This is a genomic window from Sulfitobacter sp. UBA1132 (assembly GCF_002311545.1).
Classification (GTDB): Bacteria; Pseudomonadota; Alphaproteobacteria; order Rhodobacterales; family Rhodobacteraceae; genus Sulfitobacter; species Sulfitobacter pontiacus.
The window spans coordinates 88,210-113,833 of sequence record NZ_DCAN01000016.1; the positions used below are offsets into that span (position 1 = coordinate 88,210).

Annotated in this window: 25 protein-coding genes, 1 tRNA gene and 1 other RNA gene; 17 read left to right on the forward strand and 10 right to left on the reverse strand. The window is 60.0% G+C overall.

Going from position 1 to position 25,624, the window contains the following annotated elements:
• Positions 1–51 precede the first annotated feature (51 nt).
• From B4F27_RS12470 to B4F27_RS12480, 3 genes are all read left to right on the forward strand, one after another.
• The gene (locus B4F27_RS12470; protein ID WP_286759830.1) at positions 52–1,278 is read left to right on the forward strand and encodes a hypothetical protein; all 1,227 of its coding nucleotides are present in this window, start codon (positions 52–54) and stop codon (positions 1,276–1,278) included.
• Positions 1,275–2,627: a cytochrome P450 gene (locus B4F27_RS12475; RefSeq protein ID WP_286759831.1), complete on the forward strand. Its 1,353-nt coding sequence runs from the start codon at positions 1,275–1,277 to the stop codon at positions 2,625–2,627. Before B4F27_RS12470 ends, B4F27_RS12475 begins: the two co-directional genes overlap by 4 nt.
• Positions 2,628–2,696: 69 nt before the next feature.
• Positions 2,697–3,590 (forward strand): fructose bisphosphate aldolase, encoded by an 894-nt coding sequence (locus B4F27_RS12480; protein ID WP_074634870.1) that lies wholly within the window; start codon positions 2,697–2,699, stop codon positions 3,588–3,590.
• Between the two features lie 48 nt (positions 3,591–3,638).
• Here B4F27_RS12480 and B4F27_RS12485 read toward each other — a convergent pair whose 3' ends face one another.
• The 9 genes from B4F27_RS12485 to B4F27_RS12525 form a co-directional block, all read right to left on the reverse strand.
• Positions 3,639–3,872 carry a hypothetical protein gene (locus B4F27_RS12485; protein WP_009824689.1) on the reverse strand — a complete coding sequence of 78 codons (234 nt, stop codon included), beginning with the start codon at positions 3,870–3,872 and terminating at the stop codon, positions 3,639–3,641.
• 9 nt (positions 3,873–3,881) lie between these two features.
• On the reverse strand, positions 3,882–4,115 hold the full coding sequence (locus tag B4F27_RS12490; RefSeq protein WP_064216470.1) for a ribbon-helix-helix domain-containing protein: 234 nt from the start codon (positions 4,113–4,115) through the stop codon (positions 3,882–3,884).
• Positions 4,112–4,288, reverse strand: coding sequence for a DUF4169 family protein (locus B4F27_RS12495; RefSeq protein ID WP_005853675.1), 177 nt, complete (start codon positions 4,286–4,288; stop codon positions 4,112–4,114). The genes B4F27_RS12490 and B4F27_RS12495 overlap by 4 nt, the downstream gene beginning before the upstream one ends.
• Positions 4,285–5,679: a class II fumarate hydratase gene (gene fumC / locus B4F27_RS12500; RefSeq protein WP_286759832.1), complete on the reverse strand. Its 1,395-nt coding sequence runs from the start codon at positions 5,677–5,679 to the stop codon at positions 4,285–4,287. Before fumC ends, B4F27_RS12495 begins: the two co-directional genes overlap by 4 nt.
• A gap of 112 nt (positions 5,680–5,791) precedes the next feature.
• Positions 5,792–6,262 carry an SspB family protein gene (locus tag B4F27_RS12505; protein WP_005853671.1) on the reverse strand — a complete coding sequence of 157 codons (471 nt, stop codon included), beginning with the start codon at positions 6,260–6,262 and terminating at the stop codon, positions 5,792–5,794.
• 72 nt (positions 6,263–6,334) lie between these two features.
• Positions 6,335–7,591, reverse strand: coding sequence for a chromate efflux transporter (gene chrA, locus B4F27_RS12510; RefSeq protein WP_286759833.1), 1,257 nt, complete (start codon positions 7,589–7,591; stop codon positions 6,335–6,337).
• Positions 7,592–7,748: 157 nt separating this feature from the next.
• Entirely contained in the window at positions 7,749–8,567 is an 819-nt protein-coding gene (locus B4F27_RS12515; RefSeq protein WP_286759834.1) for a glycosyltransferase, read from the reverse strand.
• Positions 8,568–8,828: 261 nt separating this feature from the next.
• Positions 8,829–9,175, reverse strand: a transfer-messenger RNA (tmRNA) gene (gene ssrA / locus B4F27_RS12520).
• Positions 9,176–9,205: 30 nt separating this feature from the next.
• Complete coding sequence (locus tag B4F27_RS12525) at positions 9,206–9,949, reverse strand: FadR/GntR family transcriptional regulator (protein WP_286759835.1); 744 nt, start codon at positions 9,947–9,949, stop codon at positions 9,206–9,208.
• Between the two features lie 189 nt (positions 9,950–10,138).
• Here B4F27_RS12525 and acuI point away from each other — a divergent pair, with 189 nt between their 5' ends.
• The 10 genes from acuI (at position 10,139) to B4F27_RS12575 (ending at position 20,381) form a co-directional block, all read left to right on the forward strand.
• Positions 10,139–11,131, forward strand: coding sequence for an acryloyl-CoA reductase (gene acuI / locus B4F27_RS12530; protein ID WP_286759836.1), 993 nt, complete (start codon positions 10,139–10,141; stop codon positions 11,129–11,131).
• A gap of 134 nt (positions 11,132–11,265) precedes the next feature.
• Positions 11,266–12,687, forward strand: a complete 1,422-nt coding sequence (locus B4F27_RS12535) for a cryptochrome/photolyase family protein (protein ID WP_286759837.1) — start codon at positions 11,266–11,268, stop codon at positions 12,685–12,687.
• A 77-nt stretch (positions 12,688–12,764) separates the two neighbouring features.
• The gene (locus B4F27_RS12540; protein ID WP_037964449.1) at positions 12,765–13,973 is read left to right on the forward strand and encodes an SAM-dependent methyltransferase; all 1,209 of its coding nucleotides are present in this window, start codon (positions 12,765–12,767) and stop codon (positions 13,971–13,973) included.
• Positions 13,974–14,005: 32 nt separating this feature from the next.
• On the forward strand, positions 14,006–14,446 hold the full coding sequence (locus B4F27_RS12545) for a TrgA family protein (protein ID WP_005853664.1): 441 nt from the start codon (positions 14,006–14,008) through the stop codon (positions 14,444–14,446).
• Positions 14,447–14,450: 4 nt separating this feature from the next.
• Positions 14,451–15,584: an NUDIX domain-containing protein gene (locus tag B4F27_RS12550; protein ID WP_286759838.1), complete on the forward strand. Its 1,134-nt coding sequence runs from the start codon at positions 14,451–14,453 to the stop codon at positions 15,582–15,584.
• Positions 15,585–15,598: 14 nt separating this feature from the next.
• Positions 15,599–16,633 carry a cysteine synthase A gene (locus tag B4F27_RS12555; protein WP_005853660.1) on the forward strand — a complete coding sequence of 345 codons (1,035 nt, stop codon included), beginning with the start codon at positions 15,599–15,601 and terminating at the stop codon, positions 16,631–16,633.
• Positions 16,630–18,972 carry a DUF3772 domain-containing protein gene (locus B4F27_RS12560; RefSeq protein WP_286759839.1) on the forward strand — a complete coding sequence of 781 codons (2,343 nt, stop codon included), beginning with the start codon at positions 16,630–16,632 and terminating at the stop codon, positions 18,970–18,972. Before B4F27_RS12555 ends, B4F27_RS12560 begins: the two co-directional genes overlap by 4 nt.
• Positions 18,969–19,688 (forward strand): alanyl-tRNA editing protein, encoded by a 720-nt coding sequence (locus B4F27_RS12565; RefSeq protein ID WP_286759840.1) that lies wholly within the window; start codon positions 18,969–18,971, stop codon positions 19,686–19,688. The genes B4F27_RS12560 and B4F27_RS12565 overlap by 4 nt, the downstream gene beginning before the upstream one ends.
• 82 nt (positions 19,689–19,770) lie before the next feature.
• Positions 19,771–19,860 (forward strand) — tRNA-Ser (locus B4F27_RS12570).
• 65 nt (positions 19,861–19,925) lie between these two features.
• Positions 19,926–20,381, forward strand: a complete 456-nt coding sequence (locus B4F27_RS12575) for a YqaA family protein (protein WP_244268836.1) — start codon at positions 19,926–19,928, stop codon at positions 20,379–20,381.
• Positions 20,382–20,463: 82 nt separating this feature from the next.
• Here the strand turns inward: B4F27_RS12575 and B4F27_RS12580 are convergent, their stop codons facing one another.
• Positions 20,464–21,009, reverse strand: coding sequence for a YcbK family protein (locus B4F27_RS12580; RefSeq protein WP_005853653.1), 546 nt, complete (start codon positions 21,007–21,009; stop codon positions 20,464–20,466).
• A 379-nt stretch (positions 21,010–21,388) separates the two neighbouring features.
• Here B4F27_RS12580 and B4F27_RS12585 point away from each other — a divergent pair, with 379 nt between their 5' ends.
• From B4F27_RS12585 to B4F27_RS12600, 4 genes are all read left to right on the forward strand, one after another.
• Positions 21,389–22,975, forward strand: coding sequence for a L,D-transpeptidase family protein (locus tag B4F27_RS12585; RefSeq protein ID WP_286759841.1), 1,587 nt, complete (start codon positions 21,389–21,391; stop codon positions 22,973–22,975).
• A gap of 27 nt (positions 22,976–23,002) precedes the next feature.
• Entirely contained in the window at positions 23,003–24,100 is a 1,098-nt protein-coding gene (gene lpxD, locus B4F27_RS12590; RefSeq protein ID WP_286759842.1) for a UDP-3-O-(3-hydroxymyristoyl)glucosamine N-acyltransferase, read from the forward strand.
• Between the two features lie 35 nt (positions 24,101–24,135).
• Positions 24,136–24,393 (forward strand): acyl carrier protein, encoded by a 258-nt coding sequence (locus tag B4F27_RS12595; RefSeq protein ID WP_009824672.1) that lies wholly within the window; start codon positions 24,136–24,138, stop codon positions 24,391–24,393.
• A 3-nt stretch (positions 24,394–24,396) separates the two neighbouring features.
• A partial coding sequence (locus B4F27_RS12600) for a beta-ketoacyl-[acyl-carrier-protein] synthase family protein (protein WP_286759843.1) occupies positions 24,397–25,624 on the forward strand: 1,228 nt, incomplete at its 3' end.

A 25,624-nucleotide genomic window follows, 5' to 3' on the forward strand; every position in this document is an offset into this window, starting at 1 on the left:
TTACTCTTGCCGGAAAACCTGTTTAAGCTGCGGCGAAATACAGGGTGAACGATGGCCGAGAACATAGAGCAGACAGTCAGGACGCGACGGGTTTTCTATATCCCGGGCTATGACCCCATTCATCCGCGCCGCTACCGCGAGCTTTACCGCAAGGAAGGCAGCGCGCAGGCGCAGATCTCGGACTATCAGATCGCGCTGTCGCCCAAGAAGGGCGGCGGGAACTACGGCTGGAACGTCGCCGCGCATATCGATGGCGTTGATGTTGAGGCTCAGGTCGACGTGCTCGTCTGGTCCGACATCGTGCGCATCTCCATGAGCAATTCGATCCTAGCGACCTATGGGCAGTTGGTGCAGACGGCTTGGGTCTATATCGCGTCGGGTGCGCTTTGGCGGTTGATGAAGCTGCGCAAGGGGCCAGTGATTGCGGCGCTTTATCCGGTGGGGATGTTGCTGCTGCAATTGCTGATCGCGGCCCTCGCGGGCAAGCTGCTTTACGCGGGGCTGACCTTCTTTGGCGGGCCTGCGTGGTTCAAGGGGATCGTCGCCGCCGCTGGCGTGGGGCTGGGCTGGCAGGTGCTGCGCTGGTTCAAGAAACACGATGGCAAGCTTTTCGCCTATTACCTGATGCATGATTACGCTTTCGGGGCCGCGACGCGAGGGGCGAACCCGCCCGCGCTTGAAACGCGCATGACCGAATTCGGGGATGCCATCGCGCAGGCGCTGAGGTCTGATGTGGACGAGGTGCTGGTCGTGGGCCATTCCTCCGGCGCGCATCTGGGGGTGTCAATCCTTGCCGATCTGATCCGGGCGGGCCGTGTCCCTGCTGACGGGCCTGCGCTGGCCTTTATGACCTTAGGGCAGGTGGTGCCGATGGTGTCCTTCCTGCGCGATGCCCACCGTCTGCGCGCCGATTTGCGCTTTCTGTCGCAATGCGATGATCTGACATGGGTCGATGTGACTGCCCCCGGCGACGGCTGTGCCTTTGCACTTTGCGATCCGGTAGCGGTGTCGGGCGTTGCCCCCGAGGATAAACGCTGGCCGCTGGTGTTTTCCGCGGCCTTCACTCAATCGCTGACCCCAGCCCGCTGGAAAGAGCTGCGCTGGCGGTTTTTCCGGCTGCATTTCCAATACCTCTGCGCCTTTGATGCGCCCAAGGACTATGATTATTTCCAGATCACCGCCGGCCCGCATAGTCTGGCCGAACGCTATGCCGGACGGCCTGCATCCCGGTCGCGCATTGTCAAACCGGTGAATAAATTCACCTCTACCGCGCCATGACGCTGCCCCCCAAACCCGAGAGCCGCCCCGCGAAAGTGTCGCTTTGGCGCTATGCGCGGCTCTTTCGTCAGGACATCCTGTCGGCGCAGCCCGCACGGCTGTATCGGGCCTGGATGGCAGAGTTCAAGACGCCGTTCTTCCGCAGTTATCTGATCAACCAACCCGATCTGATCCAGACCGTGCTCAAGACGCGCCCCGACGAGTATCCCAAGTCCGACCGGATCGGCGAAGGATTGCGCCCGCTGCTTGGCAATTCGGTATTCCTGACCAACGGGGCGATATGGAAACGGCAGCGGCGCATCATTGACCCCGCGTTTGAAGGGGGCCGTTTGCGCGAAACCTTCCCCGCCATCTGGGACGCGGCAGAGGCAGCAGCGGCACGGCTTGCGCCTCATGATGGCGCGCCGCTAGAGGTGGAGGCGCAGACCAGCCACGCGGCAGCGGATGTGATCTTTCGTACGTTGTTTTCGATTCCTATCGAACACCACATGGCGCGCGAGGTCTTTGACGAATTCAAAACCTATCAGCGCAGCCAGCCGATCCTGAACATCGCGACCTTTGTGCCGCTGCCGCGCTGGCTGCCACGGCTGTTCCGCCGCGACACCAAACGCAGCGCCGCCAAGATCCGGCAGCTGATCACCGCGCTGACAGCCGAGCGGATGGAGGCGATCAAGGCAGGCACCGCCCCCGACGATCTGGCGACCAAGATCATGACCACGCCGGACCCCGAAGACGGCTCTACCTTTACCACCGATGAAATGGTCGATCAGGTCGCGATCTTCTTTCTTGCAGGGCATGAAACGAGCGCATCGGCGCTGGCCTGGGCGATGTATCTGGTGGCGACCCATCCCGACTGGCAGGACCGTCTGGCCGAAGAGGCGCAGGTGATCGACCAGTGTGATTTTGCTGTCATGGGCAAGCTTAGGCAAAGCCGCGATGTCTTCCGCGAGGCGCTGCGGCTGTATCCGCCCGTTCCTATGATGGTGCGCGAAGCTAGCTGCCCCGCGACGTTCCGTGACCGGACCGTCGCGCGTGGGGCACAGGTGGTGATCAGCCCGTGGCATCTGCATCGTCACGAACGCCTGTGGGACAACCCCGACGGATTTGATCCGGCGCGATGGCACAGCGAGAACGGCAAGAAATGCCAGCGCGAGGCCTATCTACCGTTCAGCGCCGGTGCACGGGTCTGTCCGGGGGCGGGCTTTGCCATGGTCGAAGGCCCGTTGATCCTGTCGCGTATCTTACGCGATTACCGCATAGAGGTTGTCGGCGAAAAGCCACCTGTTCCCGTGGCACATCTGACAGTTCGTTCAAAAGACGGCATTTTGCTGCGCTTTGTCCGGCGCTAACGATATATCATCGCGGGAATAGATGCGTTAAACGAACATTCGACGGAATCAATAAGGGCCAGGATCATCATGACCACGACAGACGCACAGCGCACACAAATGGAAACAGGGCAGGGATTTGTGGCCGCATTGGACCAGTCGGGCGGATCGACCCCCAAGGCGCTGAGCCTTTATGGCGTTGAACCCTCTGATTACTCGGGCGATGCCGAGATGTTTCAAGCCATGCACGACATGCGCGCGCGGATCATCCTGGCCGATGATTTCACCTCTGACAAAGTTCTGGGCGCGATCCTGTTCGAACGCACGATGGACAACACGATTAACGGCAAACCTGTGGCCCAACTGCTTTGGGAGGATCGCGGCGTCGTGCCTTTCCTGAAGATCGACAAAGGTCTGGAAGACGAAGCAAACGGCGTGCAGCTGCTCAAACCCATGCCCGAGCTGGACGATCTGCTGAAACGCGCGAAAGCCGCCGGAATCTTTGGCACCAAGGAACGGTCGGTCATCCAATCCGCCAACGCCGAAGGGATCGCGTCGGTTGTGGCGCAGCAATTCGCCGTCGCCAAAACCGTCTGCGCTGCCGGTCTGGTCCCGATCATCGAGCCAGAGGTGAACATCCATTCCGAGAGCAAGGCGGAAGCCGAAGACATCCTGAAATCCGAGCTCGAGAAGCACTTGGCCACGCTGTCGGCGGAGGAACTGGTGATGCTCAAGGTGACGCTGCCAGAAGTTGCGGGGCTTTATGACAGCCTTGCGGATCACCCCAATGTGCTGCGGGTCGTGGCGCTGTCGGGTGGGTATTCCACCGAAGACGCCTGCGCGCGTTTGACGCAAAACCCCAAGATGATCGCCAGCTTCTCGCGTGCGCTGACCGAAGGGCTGAACGTCAAGATGTCGGATGCCGAGTTCAACACGGCACTGGGGCAGAACATCAGCAAGATCTACGACGCCTCTGTCGCCTAAATTGGAATTTTCCTAAATTCCGCGGGGGTTTTCTTGGGAAGAAAACCCCTAAACAATAATGCGGATCGGTTCCTGATTGCAAAAGATCACGAGCTGGCCCGCATTTTCCACAGCGTGATAACCGCGGCGTAGCAGTTCTTGCTCGAATGCGTGGCGGCCTACATATCTTTCGACATCCCTGACATTCCGCCGCACGACACACCCGCTGCGGGCGGCCTTCGAACTGAATAGCGCGAGCATCCAGCCCTCGGGCGACAATGGAGAATACTGTTGTTTGACCATGGGGGAAACTTACCCCCGCGAAGGTAAACGTTCCTTTAATGCACGCAGGACATAGACGCGGATCGCAGAGGCCAGCCCCGCTTCAACGCCGCGCTCTGCATCGATCTGCGCCACCAGCGCATTGATCGGCATGTCCATCTCTTGCGCAAGGTCGCGCAATTCCTGCCAGAATTCATCCTCCAGCGAGATCGACGTACGGTGACCCCGAAGGGTCACCGAATGTTTCACCGGTCGGGCGCTCATGTGTCGCGCTTATGGGCTTCCAGATTGCGCGAGATTTGCGCCAGACGGGCTTTCAAAACCTCTTTCTGGTCCTTGCTCTGGCCGAACTGTACCGCGTTTTCATCGGCACGGGCCTTGCGCGAGGCGCGGTTGCGCTCTTTCTTGACCTTGTTGAGGTTGATGGGGGCGCTCATTCTTTGGGTCCGATCATTTGCTCCGGCCGCACCACGCGGTCGAATGTTTCGGCATCGACAAAGCCCAAGGCGATTGCTTCTTCCTTGAGCGTCGTGCCGTTCTTGTGGGCCGTCTTCGCGACTTTGGTCGCGTTGTCATAGCCAATCGTGGGGGCCAGCGCTGTGACCAGCATCAGGCTTTCTTTCATCAGCTTGTCTATACGTTCGACATTGGCCTGCGTGCCGACAACCATATTGTCCGTGAAGGCCGCGGCGCTGTCGCCCAAAAGCTGCATGGATTGCAGAACGTTATAGCTCATCATCGGGTTGTAGACGTTAAGCTCGAAATGCCCTTGCGACCCGGCAAAGCCGACGGCGGTGTCATTGCCCATGACATGCGCACAGACCATTGTCAGCGCTTCGGCCTGCGTCGGGTTCACCTTACCCGGCATGATCGATGACCCGGGCTCGTTCTCGGGCAGGATCAACTCGCCCAGACCCGAACGCGGGCCGGACCCCAGCAAGCGCATGTCATTGGCGATCTTGAACAGCGATCCCGCCACGGTTTTCAGCGCGCCCGAGAACATGACCATCGCGTCATGGGCGGCCAGCGATTCAAACTTGTTGGGCGCGGTGACAAAGGGCAGGCCGGTGATCTCGGCCATATGCGCGGCCACGGCTTCGGCCCAGCCTTTCTTGGTGTTCAAACCGGTGCCAACGGCAGTACCGCCTTGGGCCAGTTCATAGATATCGGGCAGGCAGGCGTTGACCCGTTCGATCCCCTTTTTCACCTGATGCGCATAGCCCGAGAATTCCTGCCCCAGGGTCAGCGGTGTCGCATCCTGGGTATGGGTCCGGCCGATCTTGATGATGTCCTTGAACTCTTCGGACTTCGCGACCAAGGCGTCGTGCAGTTTTTGCAGGCCGGGCAGCAGTACATCGCGGGCCTGCATGCCGATGGCCACATGCATCGCGGTAGGGAAGGTATCGTTGGACGACTGTCCCATGTTGCAGTGGTCGTTGGGGTGGACCGGATCTTTCGAGCCCATCTCGCCGCCCAGCATCTCGATCGCGCGGTTCGAGATCACCTCGTTCGCGTTCATGTTCGACTGGGTGCCGGAACCGGTCTGCCAGACGACCAGCGGGAAGTTGTCGTCGAACTTACCCTCGATCACCTCGGTCGCGGCGGCGGTGATTGCATCGGCCAGCTTCTGGTCCAGATTGCCCTGGTTCAGGTTTTCCATCGCACAGGCTTTTTTCACGACGCCAAGGGCGCGGATGATCGGCACGGGCTGTTTTTCCCACCCGATGGGGAAGTTGATGATCGACCGCTGGGTCTGCGCGCCCCAGTATTTATCGGACGGCACTTCCAATGGGCCAAAGCTGTCGGTTTCTGTACGGGTATCGGCCATGAAAAGGCTCCTGATCTTGGGCTTATGTCTGATCAGGGTTTACCCCGCGGGCCGCAGCGGTGCAATGAGCCGATGGCGCTAACCTTGGCGACAAGGCGCGGTGACCGGTCGATTACTTGCGGAAGCTGTCCAGCGATACGATTTCGGCGGCTTTGGGGGCTTCTTCCTCGACCTCAAGCTCGCTTTCGTCCTGCTGGGGCAGGTCTTCGTCCTCGTCCTGCTGGCCGGGTTCTTGCTGTTCGAACTTCAGGCCGAATTCCACCGACGGATCCACAAAGGTGCGGATCGCGTCATAGGGGATATACATGGGTTCGGGCGCATCGCCAAAGTTCAACGTGACCGAGAATCCTTCCTCGGTGACCTCAAGCTTGTCGTACCAATGCTGCATGACAACGGTCATCTCGCCGGGATAGCGGTCAGACAGCCAATCGGCCAGTTCCGCATCCGGATGTGAGGTGTCGAACGTGATAAAGAAGTGATGGTTGCCGGGCAGTCCATTGGCTGCAACGTCAAGTAATACCTGACGAATTAACCCGCGCATGGCATCGTGCATCAGATTGCCATACTCAATGCTTCGGCTCATTATTTCTCTCCGGCCTTGGTTGATGGCGATAGCATACGGCATTTCGCACCAGTGAAAAGGGGGCGCAAAAATTTATAGCAACAGGCTCCAGCAAAGGGCCAATGCAGCGCTTATCGTCATCGTCAGGACAAAGCCGAACCGCAGCCCCAGCATCAACACTCCCGCCACACCGGTCAGCACAGCGGCCACGGGATCAAAGCTGCTCCAATCAGGAAGAGGCACGGCCAGATGCGCCATAGGCAGCACGCGTTCAAACATCACATGCAGCGCGAACCAAACCGATAGATTGGCAATCACGCCGACGACGGCGGCGGTAATCGCGCGCAAGGCCCCCGCCAGCCGCGGCTGCGCCGAGATCGCCTCCAGATACGGGCCGGCAAGGAATATCCATAGAAAACAGGGCGTAAACGTCACCCAGAGCGCCAGAGCCCCGGCCGAGACCGCGCCCCATGGCCCCGATTGCGCAAAACCCGCCAGCAGGGCAACAAACTCCGTCACCAGAATAAGAGGGCCCGGCGTCGTCTCGGCCAGCCCCAAGGCGTCGATCATTTGTTCGGTGGTGATCCACCCGTGATCCTGCACCACGGTCTGCGCCATATAGGCCAGCACCGCATAGGCACCGCCAAAGGTCACCACCGCGAGTTTCGAGAAGAAGAGCCCGATCTTGAGCAGGAATTCATTCCCCATGACCCAGACAAACAGCAGCGGAGACGCCCATAGCGCGACCCAAAGTCCGATGACGCCGAAGGGGCGGGCAGGGCGGTGATGTAGCCCCTCAATCTCGGCCATGCTGCCGTGCCCGGTGGCACCGAAAGCGCCCCAAAGGCCCGCACCCAGAATGATCAGCGGGAAGGGCAGGCCAAAGACGAACAAAGCCACAAAAGCCAGCGCAGCCAGCACCCATCCGGCGCGCCCGTGCAACGCTTTGCGTCCCAGATTGCGCAGGGCTTGAAAGACCACGACAATGACCGCCGCCTTGATCCCCATGAACGCGGCTTGAACCAAGGGAAGCTGGCCGAAATAGGCATAGCCAAAGGCCAGCGCCAGAATGACCGCAGCCCCGGGGAGTACAAACAAAAGCCCCGCCAACAGCCCGCCAAGGGTGCCGCGCAGCCGCCATCCGGCATAGGTCGCCAGCTGCATCGCCTCTGGTCCGGGCAATAACATGCATAAGGACAGCGCGCGCAAAAAACCGTCTTCCGAAAGCCAGCGATGACGCTCGACCAACTCTTTGTGCATCAGGGCGATCTGTGCCGCTGGCCCCCCAAAGGACAGCACCCCGATCCGCCCGAACACACGCGCCAGCAGGCCCCATTCCGGTACACTCATATCTCGCATATGCCTCTCACGATGCCCCGCGCCAGAGGTCGCAGTACCGGCCCCCGAGGTCAAGCGGCGGTGGGGCAGCGATCATGGCCCGGCCCGCATATACGCGCGGTGGCATTCAAAGGATGCAGATTGTCAGGTTAGGGGGCGCGGGTTGCAATTACGCCAAACTATCGAACTCGTTGAACTCTTTGAACGGCACGTCCAGCATCCAAGGGAACCGTGATTTAAAGTCCTCGTCGTCGCGCCAATTCTCGACCTCTGTCCATCTTTCACCGACGCTGACACGCGAGTCGTTCACGTCGCTCAACGTGCGGATATACATGAGTTTCCGAGTGTCGCTGGTGTAGCCGAACCGTTTCGGTGCATCCATATGGCCGATGCCGAATATGTTTTTATGGTCTTTCCTGCCAACCATCGTCAGACCCAAATTGATGAACTTGAAGCGATGTGCCCATAACTGAACCTCGTCGTCACGCAGGCCCAATGCGTACCCCTTTGGGAATGTGTAAAAATGGGGCGTGCCCTCTGCTTCGAGCGGCTCGGCTTGCGCTAGATGCGCTCTGAGCGTTGCGATGAAATCCGAAGACAGCCCGTCATCATCATCAAGGACGACTTGCGCCACAGGATCGCTCCCTGCAAATTTTCCGATTGCGTGGCGCTGAAACTTCCTCGCCGGGCCCTGCGGCGCGAATTGTATCGTGAACTTACCAGCCCCTAAACGGTCTTCGCACATATCGGTCAGCTCTGATTTTGCCCAATCGGGCATCTGATCGCTGGAGAGGATGAAATGGTGAAAGTTATCGTCCGTTTGCGACGCGAGGCTCGCCAATGCGATATTGTTGAACAGCCATAGCCGCCGCAACAGCCTGTTTTTATCGAACAGCATCGCCGCATCTTTGGAAAAGTCGCTTTGCCATCCTGACGCCCCTAGAAACGAGAACCGAGTTGAGACAAGGATTTCAGTCGATTGGGACATTGAGCGGCTTCTCTGCGTTGTGGGCGGTTAATGTATCTTATTAAAAATTATGGACTTTTTGACTGCAAGTCAAACAAACCCGAAGTGCGCGTTGAAAGTCAGGGGCAAGGGGCTTGGGTGTTCTGCCGTTCATTCTGAAGCGGACGAAGTGCTTATGCAAGCTGCCCTTCGATTGCAGCACAGGCGAAGGCCCGCCTGACCATAAGCAGGCGGAAAGTGCACATCATGCGCTTGAAAGTGGAAAATTACGGGGGAGAGGTAAGTGCAGGTTTCTGTTGCCAGGTACCTGCGAACCCCGCCTTAGGTCGCTAAACGTAAGGACTTAAGTTTCAATAGTTCCGGTCGCTTACGCGGCCATCGCCATTGGAGCACGATTGTCATTTGCAATTGTACATTTTACGCCGATAACGGTGGCAGTCAGCCGAGATAAAGCAACATCTTTAGACGTTCGTCGATCCTATTTCGACCCCATGATCCGCAAATGACGGATGTTTGGTGGAGTCGCCGGGTACCGCCCCCGGGTCCGAACCGCTTATTACATGCGCGTTTATACCCATAGTCCCGAAGGACACCCCAGATATAAGGGGCATGATTTGCTTTGCAAGGGGAAAGCTTTGAAAACGAAAGGTGACCCGCGGCTATCGGGCCGCGTCAATCTGTTTGCTGCGGCGGGCAAAGACGGTGCGGGCGAGGGCCTGGGTCTCTTCCTCAAGCAGGGTCAGCCCTTGGGCGGCGGCGCCGGCGTCGCGGGTGGCGATCGCGGTGGCAATGTCACGATGGCGCGCGACGATGGCGTCGCGGGACCATGCGGTGAAGGTGATCATGTTCATCAGCGGCTGCATCGCTTCGACCGCACCGGCGAGTTGATAGGACAGCACCGGATTGCACGCCCCATCGACCAGCGCGCGGTGAAACGCGACATCCGCCGCGCAAAAGCCCGCGTCCGACAGATCGGGGGCGGATTGCGCGGCAAGCGCGTTTTGCATCGCGTCCAAATGATGATCCTGCCTGCGTGCCGCCGACAGGGGCGCGCAGGCGCGCTCTAGCGCGAAGCGGGCCTCGCAGGCGGTCTCGAAGCTCACGTCGTTCATCGACAAAAGCAGGGTAGAGGTGGTGATCTGCTGCGCTTGGGCGGCTTCAAAGCTGATGCGATTGACGAAAGCGCCGCCCGTTGCCCCCCGTTGCGTACGGATCAGTGATTGTGCCGCCAACCGCTTGAGCGCCTCGCGCACCGTCGCGCGCGAGACGTTGAACTGCGCCGACAGATCCGCCTCGGAGGGAAGGCGTTCGTCCACAATCAGCACACCCTTGATGATGGCATCCCGGATGTTCGCGGCAATATGGCTGGACAGATCAGAGGCGGTTTCTGGCGTGGAATTCATATGTCTTACATTTATGGTTTGGAAAAACTTTAATTGTCTGACATTAATTTTGCAAGATGTGAGTCGGCGGGCCCCCCCACTGGCGCGCAGCTTGAACCCATGGGACCGAGGGGCCAGCCCCTCGGGCTCCCCGGAGTTTACTGGCAAAATGAAGCGGGCCCTGAACAGCGGTCCGAGACAGGAGAAATGATGTTTGATGCGTTGATGGTGAATAAGGACGAGGAAACCGGCAAGACCCATGCCGAGGTCACCCAGATCGACCTTGATCGTTTGCCCGAGGGGGATGTGACCGTTGCTGTCGAATATTCGACCGTGAACTACAAAGACGGGCTGTGCATCGGGCCGGGCGGCGGCTTGGTGCGCAAGTATCCCCATATTCCCGGTATCGATTTCGCAGGCACCGTGGAGGCATCGGACGATGATCGCTACAAACCCGGTGACAAGGTCGTGCTGACCGGCTGGCGTGTGGGCGAGGCCCATTGGGGCGGCTATGCGCAAAAGGCGCGTGTGAAGGCAGACTGGCTGGTGCCGCTGCCCGAGGGGCTGGATACCCGCCAAGCCATGGCCGTGGGCACGGCGGGCTTTACCGCGATGCTGTCTGTCATGGCGCTGGAGGATCACGGGCTGGTGCCGGGCAACGGGCCTGTACTGGTGACGGGTGCCGCCGGTGGCGTGGGGTCGGTCGCGGTCGCCATCCTTGCTGCATTGGGTCACGAGGTCGCCGGTGTGACGGGCCGCCCGGATACGGCGGATTATCTGAAATCGCTGGGTGCCACGCAGATCGTCGCGCGGGAAGAGTTGAACGAAACCGTTAAACGCCCGCTGGAATCCGAAACCTGGGCCGGTTGCATTGATGCCGTGGGCGGCGAGATGCTGGCGCGGGTCTTGGGGCAGATGAAATACGGCGGTTCGGTCGCAGCTGTCGGGCTTGCGGGTGGGGCAGGGTTGCCGGCCACGGTGATCCCCTTCCTGCTGCGCGGTGTGAACCTGCTGGGGATCGATTCCGTCATGCAACCCTATGACAACCGTCTGCGCGCTTGGCAGCGGATCGGGAAAGACCTGCCGCTGTCCAAGCTTGAAGATATGGTCGTGCCTGCGACGCTGAGCGATTTGCCCAAGCTGGGGGCAGACATCCTGAACGGTCAGGTGCGGGGCCGTGTTGTGGTTGATGTGAACGGCTAAACCACCGGCACGACGGTTACGATTTGTCTGGCGGCGGCCCCTTGGGGTCGCCGTTTGGCGTATTTAGGGACTGGTACGGCCTTGACCTTGCGGGGGCAGCACTAGCTTTGCATCACCTTAACGCAAAGTGTGACATGTCCGATAAAAGCCCCATCCTTCTTTGGTATCGCCGCGATCTGCGGCTTAGCGATCATCCGGCGCTATCTGCCGCTGCAAACGCGGGGCGGCCCCTGATACCCGTCTTTATCAAGGACAAGAGTGTCGACGCCCTTGGCGCGGCACCGAAATGGCGTCTTGGTTTGGGGATCGGGGCGCTGGCGGACAGTCTTGAGGGGGTGTCGAGCAGGCTGATCTTGCGTGAAGGCGATGCGCTTGAGGTATTACAGGCTCTGATCAAGGAGACGGGCGCGGGTGCCGTCTATTGGTCGCGGCTTTATGATCCGGACAGCGTGCAGCGCGACAGCAAGATCAAAGAGACCCTGTGCAACGACGGGATAGAGGCGAAATCCTTTGGGGGGCACGTTATGTTCGAACCCTGGACGGTCGAGACCAAGGCGGGCGACTGCTATAAGGTCTACACGCCGTTCTGGAACAACGTCAAAACCCGCGATGTTGAGCCGCCGCTGTCGGCACCTTCAGACCTGCCCGCGCCGGAAAGCTGGCCCGACAGTGATGCGCTGGACGGGTGGGGCTTGGGGGCTGCGATGGACCGTGGTGCCGATGTGGTACGCCGGTTTGTCTGTCTGGGTGAAAAAGCCGCGCAGTCGCGGCTGGGGGCCTTCATGGCGCATGGGGTGGCCGACTATAAGCAGACCCGCGACATTCCCGGCACCGATGGCACGTCGAACCTGTCGGAAAACCTGTCGCTGGGTGAGATCAGCCCGCATCAATGCTGGCACGCCGCACAGCGCGCCTTGCATGACGGTAAACAGGGGGCGGAGACCTTTCTGAAAGAGCTGGTGTGGCGCGAGTTTGCCTATCACCTGATGCATCACACGCCACGGATGCTGACCGGTAACTGGCGCGAGGAATGGGATGCCTTCCCCTGGAACGAGGATGAACGCCGCGCCGAGGTGAAGGCCTGGAAGCAGGGGCGCACGGGCGAACCCTTTGTCGATGCGGCCATGCGCGAGCTCTATGTCACCGGCCGCATGCATAACCGGGGCCGCATGATCGTCGCGAGCTATCTGACGAAACATTTGATGTGTCACTGGCGCATCGGGCAAAAGTGGTTTGAACATTGCCTGATCGACTGGGACCCCGCGAGCAATGCGATGGGGTGGCAATGGGCGGCGGGGTCGGGGCCGGATGCGTCTCCGTATTTCCGCGTGTTCAACCCCGAGACACAGCTGGATAAATTTGATAAGAATAGAGACTACGCCAGTCGCTGGATCGCCGAAGGGCGCGCCAATCCGCACAAAGACGCGCTTGCGTTCTTTGATGCGATCCCGCGCAGTTGGCCCTTGTCGGCGGATGATGACTATCCCGAAAAGATCATCGCGCTGGACGAAGGGCGCGAACGAGCCCTTGAAGCCTATAAGGGGCGAAACTTTTAACCTTTTTGAAACGTGGATCTCCCACGTAACACCCATAAACCAATAAGATACGCGTCCAAGCGCATACAGGAGAGCGAATGATTTTGACCAGCACCGAGGGGCAGACTGCCCTTCCTCGATATTTCTCGCGTGTTTTTGCGATGGCGCAGGAAATGCAAAACGGGCAGGTCGACTTTGTTTTGCCAGATGGGCGGTGCTTTCGCGCAACCGGAAAGAACCCGCTGCCCATTGCGGAAATTCGTATCCATAACAATGACTTGTTCGCGCGTCTTATCAGGGAAGGTGATCTTGGTTTTAGCGATGCCTACCTTGACGAATGGTGGAGCACACCGGACCTGCAGGCCTTTATGGACGTGGCCCATGCGAATGAGGATATTTACGATTCATTCCCCGGCATGGGGTTGATCCGTAAATTTGAATCCCTGCGCTTCTGGTTGCAGCGCAACAGCAAGAAGCAAGCGCGTAAGAACATCAGCTATCACTATGATTTGGGGAATGATTTCTACAAATTGTGGCTTGATGACACGATGACCTATTCAAGCGCGCTTTTTGAAGACGGCTTTCAACAATCGCTAGAGGCGGCGCAGACCGCGAAATATGCCTCTATGGTGGATCAGATGGGGGTCTCGGCTGGGGACCATGTGCTGGAAATCGGCTGCGGCTGGGGCGGTTTCGCTGAATATGCAGCGAAGGAACGCGGGCTCAAGGTGACGTGCCTCACGATCAGCAAAGAGCAGTTTAACTACGCCAAAGAACGTATTGAAAACGCGGGCTTGGCCGATGTTGTTCAATTCAAGCTTCAAGATTACCGTGACGAGCGTGGCACCTACGATGGTATTGCCAGCATCGAGATGTTCGAAGCCGTTGGGGAACAGTATTGGCCTTCGTATTTCAATACGTTGCACGCTTGTCTTAAACCTGGATGTCAAGCGACGTTGCAAATCATCACCGTGCCGGACCGTCGCTGGAAGGTGTACAAGCGAGGCGTTGATTTCATTCAGAAATATATCTTTCCGGGGGGAATGCTGCCAAGCCCTACGGTGTTGAAGCAACAGGTTGAGAATGCCGGACTAGCCGTTGAAAAGTCTATCGAATTCGGGAAAAGTTACGACGTCACGCTGCGCCGCTGGCATACGACCTTCAACGAGAAGTGGGAAGAGATCGCGCGCATGGGCTTTGACGAACGCTTCAAGCGGATGTGGGATTTCTACCTCACCTCTTGCGCGTCTACCTTTGACAGCGGCAATTGCGATGTGACACAGATTACCGTGAAGCGTCCGGCCTGAGGGCGCATTGCTTGTAGTCTAAGGAAATCCCGATGCCGACCGCTGCCCGCCTGACAGCCGCTTTCTGCCTGGCGCTGATGGGCTTTGCCCTTTCGCGCATGATCATGCCCCTAATGCCTGAATCCACCCAGTTCGGGTATTTCATTCCAACCAATATTGCCCTCGGGCTCGCGGTCGGATGGCGGGTCATGGGGGCACGTGCCGGCGGTGGCGTTTCCGAAGGGATCACCATCGGGCTGACCGGTGCCGTGGTTCTGGTGTTCTGGGGGCTGTTCATCCAGGCAGGCCGCGAGATGATCGAGAACGCGATGATGCACCGCTATGGCGGTGTCGGAGAGGCGCTGGTGGGCATGATCGGTATCGGTGCCGAATACTTCCTGATCATGGCGACGGTGCCGATCATCGCGGTCGTGTTGATTGGCGGCGCCGTCAGTGGCGTGATCACAAACCTTATCGACAGCAAGTTTCCTTAAGCCGATGACAGATCTTTTCCTCTATGGGTCGTTGCGGCATGTGCCGCTGCTTGAAATCGTGATGGGGCGCGCGGCGGACCGGCTTGACATCTCGCCGGATCGTTTGCCGGATTACATCGCTTTGTCCGTGGTCGAGGGGCCGTTCCCCTGCATCGTGCCGGCACCGGGCCAATCCGCCGAAGGGGTGTTGCTGCGCGGGCTGGGGCAGAACGATCTGGACCGGTTGAATTTCTACGAGGGCAGCTTTGCCTACGACCTGCAAGAAATCACGTTGGAAAGCGGCGCAAAGGCTTTGGGCTATTTCGCGCGGCCCGATCAATGGACAACACGTGACCCGTGGTCGCTGACGCAGTGGCAGGCAGATTGGGGTGCGCTCAGCTGCTTTGCCGCGCGCGAGGTGATGGATTATTTCGGCGTCTATACTGCCGACCGCGTAGCGCAGATGTTCCCGATGATCCGGTCGCGGGCAGCGGCGCAGGTGAATGCGCTTCGGTCGAAACACGGGGCAGGGACGCTGGACGGCAAGGTCCGGATCGACCGGATTGACCGCGCCTATACCAATTATTTCGCGCTGAACGAATATCACCTCGCGCACGAGCGTTTCGACGGCACGATGACCGATGTGCTGGAGCGTGCGGTCTTCGTCGCGACCGATGCCGCCTTGGTGCTGCCCTATGATCCGGTGCGGGATCGGGTGATGCTGGTAGAGCAGCTGCGTATGGGGCCGGTGGCGCGGGGGGATCGCGCGCAGTGGCAGCTTGAACCCATCGCGGGCCGTGTTGATCCGGGCGAAAGCCCCGAAGACGCCGCGCACCGCGAGGCGCAGGAAGAAGCGGGGCTGACCCTGCGCAAGCTTGAAAAAATCGCGGAAGTCTATGCCTCCCCGGGGGATTCTACGGAATTTTTCTATATCTATCTGGGGCTTGCTGATTTGCCCGATGGTAGCACCGGCGTGAACGGGCTTGAGGCGGAAAACGAGGATATCCGGTCCCATCTCATCGGCTTTGATGCGCTGATGACCATGGTGGACCAGCTTGAAGCTGCCAATGCGCCGCTGGTGATCGCCGCTTACTGGCTTGCGCGGCATCGGGAACGCTTGAGGTTGGAAGCGCCCGCCGCTACACCGGATGTAACTTGATTTAGGAGCATCCCATGCACGTCGCATCTGATCTGGCGCAGGCCATTGGCAACACCCCTCTTATTCGTCTGCGCAAGGCGAGCGAGGAAACCGGCTGCGAGATATACGGCAAGGCAGAATTCATGAACCCCGGCCAGTCGGTCAAGGACCGTGCTGCGCTGTTCATCATTCAGGATGCCATCGCGAAGGGCACGCTGAAACCCGGCGGCACGATTGTCGAAGGCACGGCAGGCAACACCGGTATCGGGTTGGCACTGGTCGGCGCATCGATGGGGTTCAAAACCGTGATCGTCATTCCTGAAACGCAAAGTCAGGAAAAGAAAGACATGCTGCGCCTTGCCGGGGCCGAGCTGGTGCAGGTGCCCGCGGCACCCTACCGCAACCCCAACAACTTTGTGCGCTACTCGGAACGGCTCGCCAATGAACTGGCGCGCACCACGAATGAAGGTGTGATCTGGGCCAACCAGTTCGACAACGTCGCCAACCGTCAGGCGCATATCGAAACCACCGGCCCCGAGATTTGGGAGCAGACCGGCGGCAAGGTTGACGGGTTCTGCTGTGCGGTAGGATCCGGCGGCACGCTGGCCGGGATCGGCATGGCGTTGCAGCCCAAAGGCGTGAAAATCGCGATTGCCGACCCGGACGGGGCCGCGCTGCATAACTACTACACCAAGGGTGAACTGGTCGCCGAAGGCGGATCAATCGCTGAAGGTATCGGTCAGGTCCGCATCACCAAGAACCTCGAAGGGTTCACGCCCGATTTCAGCTATAACGTCTCGGACGCAGAGGCGCTGCCCTATGTCTTTGACCTGCTGCAGCACGAAGGGCTTTGCCTTGGGGCGTCGTCGGGTGTGAACGTCGCCGGTGCGGTGCGTCTGGCCAAGGATATGGGGCCGGGGCATACCATCGTGACGATCCTGTGCGATTTCGGCACGCGCTATCAGTCGAAACTGTTCAACCCCGACTTCCTGCGCGAAAAGGATCTGCCCGTGCCCGCTTGGCTGGACCGCGCCCCACAATCCATTCCCGGCGTCTTCGAAGACCAATGATCGCGACGCTCAGGGGGCTTCTGGCCTGCGGTCTTCTGGCGCTTTGCCTGACGACCGCGGCTTTCGCGCAGACCGACGTCGAAGAAACGGCGGAGCAATGGGATAGTGTTGCGGTCAAGGCGGAACAATCGGTTGAAGAGGCCGACACACCGACTTCCGAGCTCGACAGCCTGCGCGGGCGTATCGTCAACTACCGGTCCGAGTTCGAGGCCGCGCGCTCGCTGAACGCTGAACGTATCGCCGCGCTGCGCGACCAGCTTGCCGCCTTGGGCACAGCGCCCGAGGGCGAAAATGCCGAACCCGAAGCGCCAGAGGTGGCCAAGACCCGCGCCGACATCAACCAGCAGCTGAACACCCTACTGGCCCCCGTGCAGATCGCAGAGCGCGAGTTTCTGCGCGCAGACGGGCTGGTGCGCGAGATCGACAAGATCATTCGCGAACGCCAGACCGAACGGTTGTTGCGCACCACGCCGTCGCCGCTGAACCCCGCCTATTGGGGCCCCGCGCTGGTCGAGATGCAGGATGCGTTTGCCGCTTTCTGGCAGGAAAGTGCTGAACAGGATACGGACAGCGCGCTGAATACGTTGGAAAACAACCTGCCGACCGTTTTCTTCGCAGGTATTGCCGGCTTGCTCTTGCTGTTCCGCGGCCGTGTCTGGGCGATGAAGATTGCGCATACCCTGCGCGTTCATCAGGCGCGCGGCATGGGGATCTGGCGCTTTGTCGTTTCCCTGTTGCGCATCCTGTTCCCGCTGGTAGGGCTCTACCTGCTGACCATCGCGGCACGGCAATCGGGTTTTCTGGGCGCACGCGCGACACAGGTCGTTGAATTGCTGCCGCTGATTGGCCTGCTTATCTTCGGGTTCCGCTGGGTGTCCGAACGGGTCTTTGCCCGCGAAGAAGACGAAGCGCTTTTGCCGCTGTCTGCACAGCAACGTAAATCCGCACGGCTCTACGTGAACGCGATCACCTTCGTGATGATCCTGTCGATCGTGGCGCTGACGGTGCTTGAAATCGGCGACCCCAGCTTGGCGACCCGCGCGGTAGTGCAATTCCCGCTGGCGGTGCTGACCAGTCTCGCGCTGTTCCAGATCGGTCGTATCCTGCGCAGCTACCGTGAACCCGAAGAGGATACGCCAGACGCCGATGGCATGACCAAAGCATCGTCTCATGCGCGGGTTGTACGCGGTGCCGGGCTGGGGGCTATTGCGGTCTCTGTGGTGGCACCGCTGCTGTATGCCTTTGGCTATCAGGATCTGTCGGATGCGATCCTGCGCCCTTATGTGACGACACTAGCCGTGCTGGGGCTGGTCATGGCGCTGCAACGCTTTTCTGCGGATGTCTATGGCGCGATCACGGGGCAGGGCATTGCCGCACGCGAAGCGCTGATGCCGCTGTTCTTCGGTCTGATTTTGCTGTTACTGGCGATGCCTGTGCTTGCGCTGGTCTGGGGCGCACGGGTCGCGGACCTGACCGAGTTATGGGCCGCATTCTCGCGCGGTTTCACCATCGGGGAAAGCCAGATCTCGCCGTCGAACCTGCTGGCCTTCGCGGTGATTTTTGCGATCGGTTATCTGCTCACGCGGCTGCTGCAGGGGGCGCTGCGCAGCAATGTCCTGCCCAAGACCAAGATCGACATCGGCGGGCAGAACGCGCTGCTGTCTGGGCTGGGCTATGTCGGGATCTTTCTGGCCGCGCTGGCCGCGATTACGGGGGCGGGCATTGACCTTAGCTCGCTCGCCATCGTTGCCGGTGCGCTGTCGGTTGGTATCGGTTTCGGTCTGCAGAACATCGTCAGCAACTTCGTCTCGGGGATCATCCTGCTGATCGAACGCCCCATTTCCGAAGGCGACTGGATCGAGGTCGGTGGCAAGTCCGGCTATGTGCGCGATATTTCGGTGCGGTCCACGCGGATCGAAACCTTTGACCGCACCGATGTCATTGTCCCGAACGCCGATCTTGTCAGCGGTACGGTGACCAACTTTACCCGTGGCAATACCGTGGGGCGGGTCATCATTTCGGTCGGGGTGGCCTATGGCACTGATACCCGCCGTGTCGAAGCGATCCTGCGCGAGATCGCGGAGGACCAGCCGCTGGTGCTTGCGAACCCCGCGCCGAATGTGCTGCTGGTGCGTTTCGGGGCCGACGCGCTGGAGTTCGAGATCCGTGCCTTCCTGCGGGACGTGAATTGGATGATGTCGGTCAAAAGCGATATCAATCACGCCATCGTCGAACGCTTTGCCGCCGAAAACATCGAGGTGCCCTTTCCCCAGCGGGACGTATGGCTGCGCACCCGCGCGGGCGAAAAACCCTCTAAGCAGGATGGAGAGGACAGTTGAACGAGCCGATCTACCTCACCAACGCCTATGCCCGCGACAGCGCCGCCAAAGTCATCGCCATCACCGACGAGGGCGGGATCGTGCTGGACCGGACGGTGTTCTATCCCACGGGCGGCGGGCAACCGGGGGACAGCGGTTGGCTGAACTGGGACAAGCAGCGCATGCCGATCGCGACAACGGTCAAGGGGCTGGACGGGTCCATCATTCTGGTTCCGGCCGAGCCCGAGGAAATCCCCCAGCCGGGCACCCATGTCACGCAGAAGCTGGATTGGGACCGCCGGCACCGGCATATGCGGGTGCACAGCCTGCTGCATCTGTTGTCCGTGGTCGTGCCGTTCCCCGTGGTGGGAGGGCAAATCTCTGCCACGCATGGGCGGCTCGACTTTGACCTTGCCGATGCGCCAGAGGATCGCGACGGCATCGAGGACGCGTTGGCGTCCTATATCGCGCAGGATTTGCCGATCACGGATCACTGGATCACCCAAGAGGAATTGCAAGCCGCGCCTGAGTTGGTCAAGACGTTATCCGTCGCACCACCGGTCACGGCGGCCAACGTGCGTCTGGTGCAAATCGGAGAGGGTGACGCATGGATCGACCTGCAGCCCTGCGGCGGTACGCACGTTGCCCGCACCGGAGAGATTGGCGCGGTACGCCTTGGCAAGATTGAGAAAAAGGGGCGCGGCACCCGTCGGATCTACGTCCATCTCGACAGCTGAACGGTGCATTGAAATCTTGTTGAATTTCGCGCGTTTTACCCCTTGCACCCCGCCTGCAGGTCACGTTAAACACCCCCTCAATGGACAGGTGGCCGAGTGGTCGAAGGCGCACGCCTGGAAAGTGTGTAGGCGGGAGACCGTCTCCAGGGTTCGAATCCCTGTCTGTCCGCCATACCCCCCTTACGATATATTCCGCCTCTACGGTGATCGGTTTCGATGCCCCGAACGGGTCGTCAGATGCCCGTTGGTTCGGGCGCGTCAATGACCGGTTACCTGAGCCTTTTCGCGGTCGCCTTTCTTGCAGCGACGATTCTACCGATGCAATCCGAAGCGGTGCTGGTCGGGCTGATGATCCATGGCCAGCACGGGGTTCTGGGGTTGCTGGCGGTTGCCACGGTGGGCAATGTCTTGGGGTCGGTGGTGAATTGGGGGCTGGGGCACGCGGTGCTGCGGTTCCAGCACAAGCGCTGGTTTCCTGCGTCCCCGTCGCAAATGGCGCGGGCCGAGATGTGGTATGCGCGCTATGGCCGCTGGTCGCTGCTGGTCAGCTGGTTTCCGGTTGTCGGCGATGCGCTGACCGTCACCGCAGGGGTGCTAAGAGAGCCGCTGTGGTCCTTCGTCGCAATCGTCGGCATCGGCAAGGCATTGCGCTATGGCGTGCTGGCCTGGGTGACGCTCGTGTGGATCGGCTGAGCGAAAGAGATCGAATAGCGCGTTGTCTTAAAACGAAAAAAGCGCCCGAGGGCGCTTTGTTTCCGTGGTCGTCCTCTGGCGCTTAGCCGCCCCAGTTACGCACCTGACCGCAATCCATATGCACGAAGTTAGAGCCGGAATAGCGACCAACGCCGCCACCGTTGCAGGCAATCGCCGCACGTGCCATCTGGTTCACCGAACGCGATGCCAGACGCAGGTCAGCCGCCTGACCACGCATATGGAGTGAGTTCTTGGCCACACCGCGCGATCTGGAACGCAGCATCGCGTTGGTCTGCGGGCTGCGGTAGCCGGATAGAAGCATGTAGGGCTCGGACACATCCAGAAGGTTATGCGACGCGGCCATAATGTCCACGGTGCGCAGGTCCATCGATTTGACGCCATCGGTACGCCAGTCACGCATGAAATAGTTCAGCTCGGATACGGCATCTTTGATGTAGTTGCCTTCGATCCAATAGATCATGTCGATGCGTTCGCCGGTCCGGCCGGAATACATCTTGATGCGACGAATATCGCCGGCCCCACGCAAAAATCCTGCTGCGTTTGCGAAGGTCGGTGCCGCTGCTACGGCCGTCGCTGCGAATGCGCCCAATACGGAGCGCCGGGTCATGCCCGAAGTGCTCTTACCAGTCATTGATTGTATGTCCCGTCTTCTGCCTTTGGTTCCATGATGTTACACGGAGTTTTCCATCGATCCCCAGATGCAACAATTTATGGCATAGCGCGATTCTTGAACCAAGTGCTGAATCGAAAAGGTTCCATCCATCAACAAATTTAGGCGAATTTTTGCGCAACCCTCAGTTGGTTGTTCATTTTTGCCACAGGGGCGATGCCGATAAGCATCAATTTATCCTTAGTTTTCAGTTCACGGGCATTGTTATTGGACAAGAGCATAGGGTTCCCTGCCTATCTAGGAAATCCAAAGCTCACCGATTTCGGGGGAATCAATGACTCGTATTTTAAGCATTCAATCGCGGAAATTTCGCCGCATGGCAGGTTTTCTGGGGGCTGCTGCCACCGCTCTGACACTCTTTACAGCGCCGCAACCCGCTTTTGCGCAGGTGACCGCGTTCAAACAGGCCGTTGCCGAAGCCGCCGCGCGGGATGAGGATATCGCCGCCTACTACCGGACCCACGGCTATGCACCGATCTGGACCGAAGCGACAGAGACACAGCGCGCCCGACGTGCCGCACTTATGTCAGCGATCCGCGCGGCTGATTTGCACGGGCTGCCCGTCGCACGCTATGACCCTCAAGGGCTGATGGAAAAGCTCAAAAACGCGCAGACCCCGCGGGATCGCGGGCTGGCCGAGGTCGAGATGACGCGCGTTTTCCTGCAATACGCCCGTGATCTGCAAACCGGTGTGCTGGTGCCGTCGCGCATTGATCCGTCCATCGTGCGCGAAGTGCCATACCGCGACCGTCAGACCTATATCACCGATTTCATTTCTTCCGATCCCACGCCGTTCCTACGCAATCTGCGCCCGCGGACGATGGAGTATAACGCCCTGATGCGTGAAAAGCTGCGGATGGAGCATTTGCTGACCCAAGGCGGTTGGGGCCCCGCGGTGCCTGCATCCTCGCTCAAGCCCGGGGCGCAAGGCACGCAAGTGGTCGCGCTGCGCAACCGGTTGATGTCGATGGGGTATCTGAAACGGTCCAACGTGATGACCTATGACGCCACGTTGCAAGAGGCGGTGCGCAGCTTTCAAAAAGATCACGGGCTGAATGAGGACGGCGTTGCCGGCTCCGGCACCATGGCCGAGATCAACAAGAGCGTCGAGACGCGGCTGCAATCCGTCATCGTCGCGATGGAGCGTGAACGCTGGCTAAACAAGGAACGCGGCGCACGTCACGTGCTGGTCAATATCCCCGCCTTCACCGCGTCCATCGTCGATAACGGGCAGGTCACCTTCGAGACACGCTCGGTCGTGGGGGCGAACCAATCGGACCGTCTGACGCCTGAATTCTCGGATGTGATGGAATATATCGTCATCAACCCGACGTGGACGGTGCCGCGGTCGATCGTGACCAAGGAATATCTGCCGTCGATGCAGCGCAACCCCAATGCAGCTGGTCATATTGATCTGATCGATAATCGTGGCCGGATCATCAGCCGTGGGTCTGTGAACTTTAGCCGTTATACAGCGCGCACCTTCCCCTATGGCATGCGCCAAAAGCCGGGGCGGACCAATGCGCTTGGGTTGGTGAAGTTCATTTTCCCCAACAAATACAACATCTACCTGCACGACACGCCCTCCAAGAGCCTGTTTGACCGCGACGTTCGTGCCTTTAGCCACGGCTGCGTGCGGCTCGCCGATCCGTTTGATTTCGCCTATACGCTGCTGGCCCCGCAAGCCGCTGATCCTGTCGCCTATTTCAAACGGCAACTGGCCACAGGCCGCGAGACTTTCGTCCATCTGGATACCGAAGTGCCGGTCCACATCATCTACCGCACCGCCTTCACCACACCGCGCGGCCATACGCAGTATCGCGCCGACATCTATGGTCGCGATGGCCGTATCTGGGATGCGCTAAGCAAGGCGGGGGTGGCATTGGGCGCGGTTCAGGGTTAACTCGTCCCTGACAAGGGGAGACCGCACATGACCTACACCATCCAACAGATCGCCGACGCGCTTGGCTTGCCAGCGGTCGGCGATACGTCCATTTCGATTGCCAAACTGGCAGAGCCGGCAGACGCGGGCCCCGACGATCTCGCGCTCGCCATGAGCCCCAAATACGCACAATCGCTGTCTGACGGATCGGCCCGCGCGGCCATGCTCTGGCCCGATGCTGATTGGCAAGAGATGGGGTTGAACGCCGCCATCTTGCCGGACCGTCCGCGCTTTGCCATGTCGGGACTGACCCGCATGATGGATCCGGGGCAGGGGTTCGGGGCTGGCATCCACCCCTCTGCCATTATTGATGAGACTGCCGAACTGGCCGAGGACGTCTCTGTCGGCCCATTGACGATTGTGGCGGCAGGCGCGAAAATCGGCGCTGGCTCTGTCATCGGGCCGCAGTGCTACATTGGGACAGACGCGGTTCTGGGTAAGAACGCTTATCTGCGCGATCACGTCAGCATCGGCGCGCGGGTGCGCATCGGCGATGATTTCATCGCGCAACCGGGCGCGCGGATCGGCGGCGACGGGTTTTCGTTCGTGACGGCTGAGCCCAGCACGGTGGAACAGACGCGCAAGACTCTTGGTGATCGCGGCGACACAAAAGCGCAACAATGGACCCGTATTCACACCCTTGGAAGTGTGACGATCGGGAACGACGTGGAATGCGGTATGAACTGCACGGTTGACAGCGGCACCATTCGCAACACCGTGATTGGCGACGGCAGCAAGCTCGATAACCTCGTGCATCTGGGGCATAACGTTGTGGTCGGCAAAAACTGTCTGCTGTGCGGGCAGGTCGGTATCGCCGGTTCCGTGACCATCGGCGACAACGTGGTGCTGGGGGGACAGGTGGGCGTCAGCGACAATATCACCATCGGCGACGGGGTGATCGCGGGCGGCGGCACCAAGATCCTGTCCAACGCGCCCGCGGGCCGTTCGTTGCTGGGCTATCCCGCGACAGAGATGGGCAAGCAGATCGAAGGCTACAAAGCGCTGCGCCGTTTGCCGCGCTTGCTTCGCGATGTGGCGGCGTTAAAATCCCAGATGGGCACCTCCAAAGACAGTGAGACAAGCTAGGGCCGATCCATGGCCCGTTCTGACGGAGACTTAGGATGAACATCAAAGATCAGGTCATCAGCATTATCGCCGATCAAGCGTTTCTGACGCCATCGGATGTCACCATGAACAGCACGCTCGAAAGCCTTGGCATCGACAGCATGGGCATCGTCGAAAGCATCTTCGCGATTGAAGAGACATTTGACGTATCGGTGCCGTTCAACGCGAACCAGCCGGATGCTACGGGGTTCGATATCTCTAGCGTGGCCAGCATTGTCGCAGGGGTGGAACGGCTGCGCGCCGAGCAGGCCTGACGCGTGAAACGTGTCGTGATTACGGGGGCGGGCACGGTCAATCCGCTGGGATTGAACGTGCCCGATACGCTTGCGGCCATGCGCAACGGGGTGTGCGGAATCGGGCCGCTTGATTTCCGCGACGTGGATCGGCTGTCGATCAAGATCGGCGGTCAGGTCCACGGGTTTGACGGCGAAAGCCAGTATAACCGCCAGAAGATCGCGCTGTATGACCGGTTCACCCAGTTCACCCTTGCCGCCGCGGCGGAGGCGATCCGCCAATCGGGGCTAGAGTTCAAAGGAGAGCTCTCGGCGAAATCCGGCGTGGTGCTTGGCACAGCGGGCGGCGGCGTCAGCACATGGGACGATAACTACCGTGCGGTCTATGCCGAAGGGAAAAACCGCGTGCATCCCTTTGTGGTGCCGCGTCTGATGAACAACGCCGCCGCCAGCCATGTGAGCATGGAGCATCACCTCAAGGGGCCATCCTTCACCGTTTCAACCGCCTGCGCGTCCTCGAACCACGCGATGGCGCAGGCGTTTACGATGATCCGCAGCGGGATGGCACCGGCGATGGTCACTGGCGGCTCGGAATCCATGATGTGCTTTGGCGGGGTCAAGGCGTGGGAAGGGCTGCGCGTGATGTCGCGCGACGCCTGCCGCCCGTTCTCTGCCAATCGCAGTGGGATGGTGCAGGGCGAAGGCGCAGGCATTTTCGTGTTCGAGGAGTATGACCACGCCCGCGCCCGCGGGGCTGATATCCTGTGCGAAGTATCGGGCTTTGCCATGTCCTCTGACGCGTCGGACATTGTGATGCCGTCCAAGGCGGGTGCTGCTCGCGCGATCAAAGGCGCGTTGGACGACGCCCGGATCAATCCGGAGGAGGTGGGTTATATCAATGCTCATGGCACGGGCACGGCAGCCAATGATAAAACCGAATGTGCGGCGGTGGCGGATGTGTTCGGCACCCATGCAGACAGGCTGATGATCAGCTCGACCAAATCGATGCATGGGCATCTGATCGGCGGCACCGGCGCGGTAGAGCTTTTGGCCTGCATCATGGCCCTGCGCGACGGGGTGATCGCCCCCACCATCGGCTACGAAGAGCCCGACCCCGACTGCGCTTTGGATGTGGTGCCCAATGTGGCCCGCGATGCGCGGGTCACGGTGGCGCTGTCCAACGCCTTTGCCTTTGGCGGCATGATCGCGCGCAGCGCCAGTACCGCGTTCATGCCGCCAAAGGCAAAGGCGT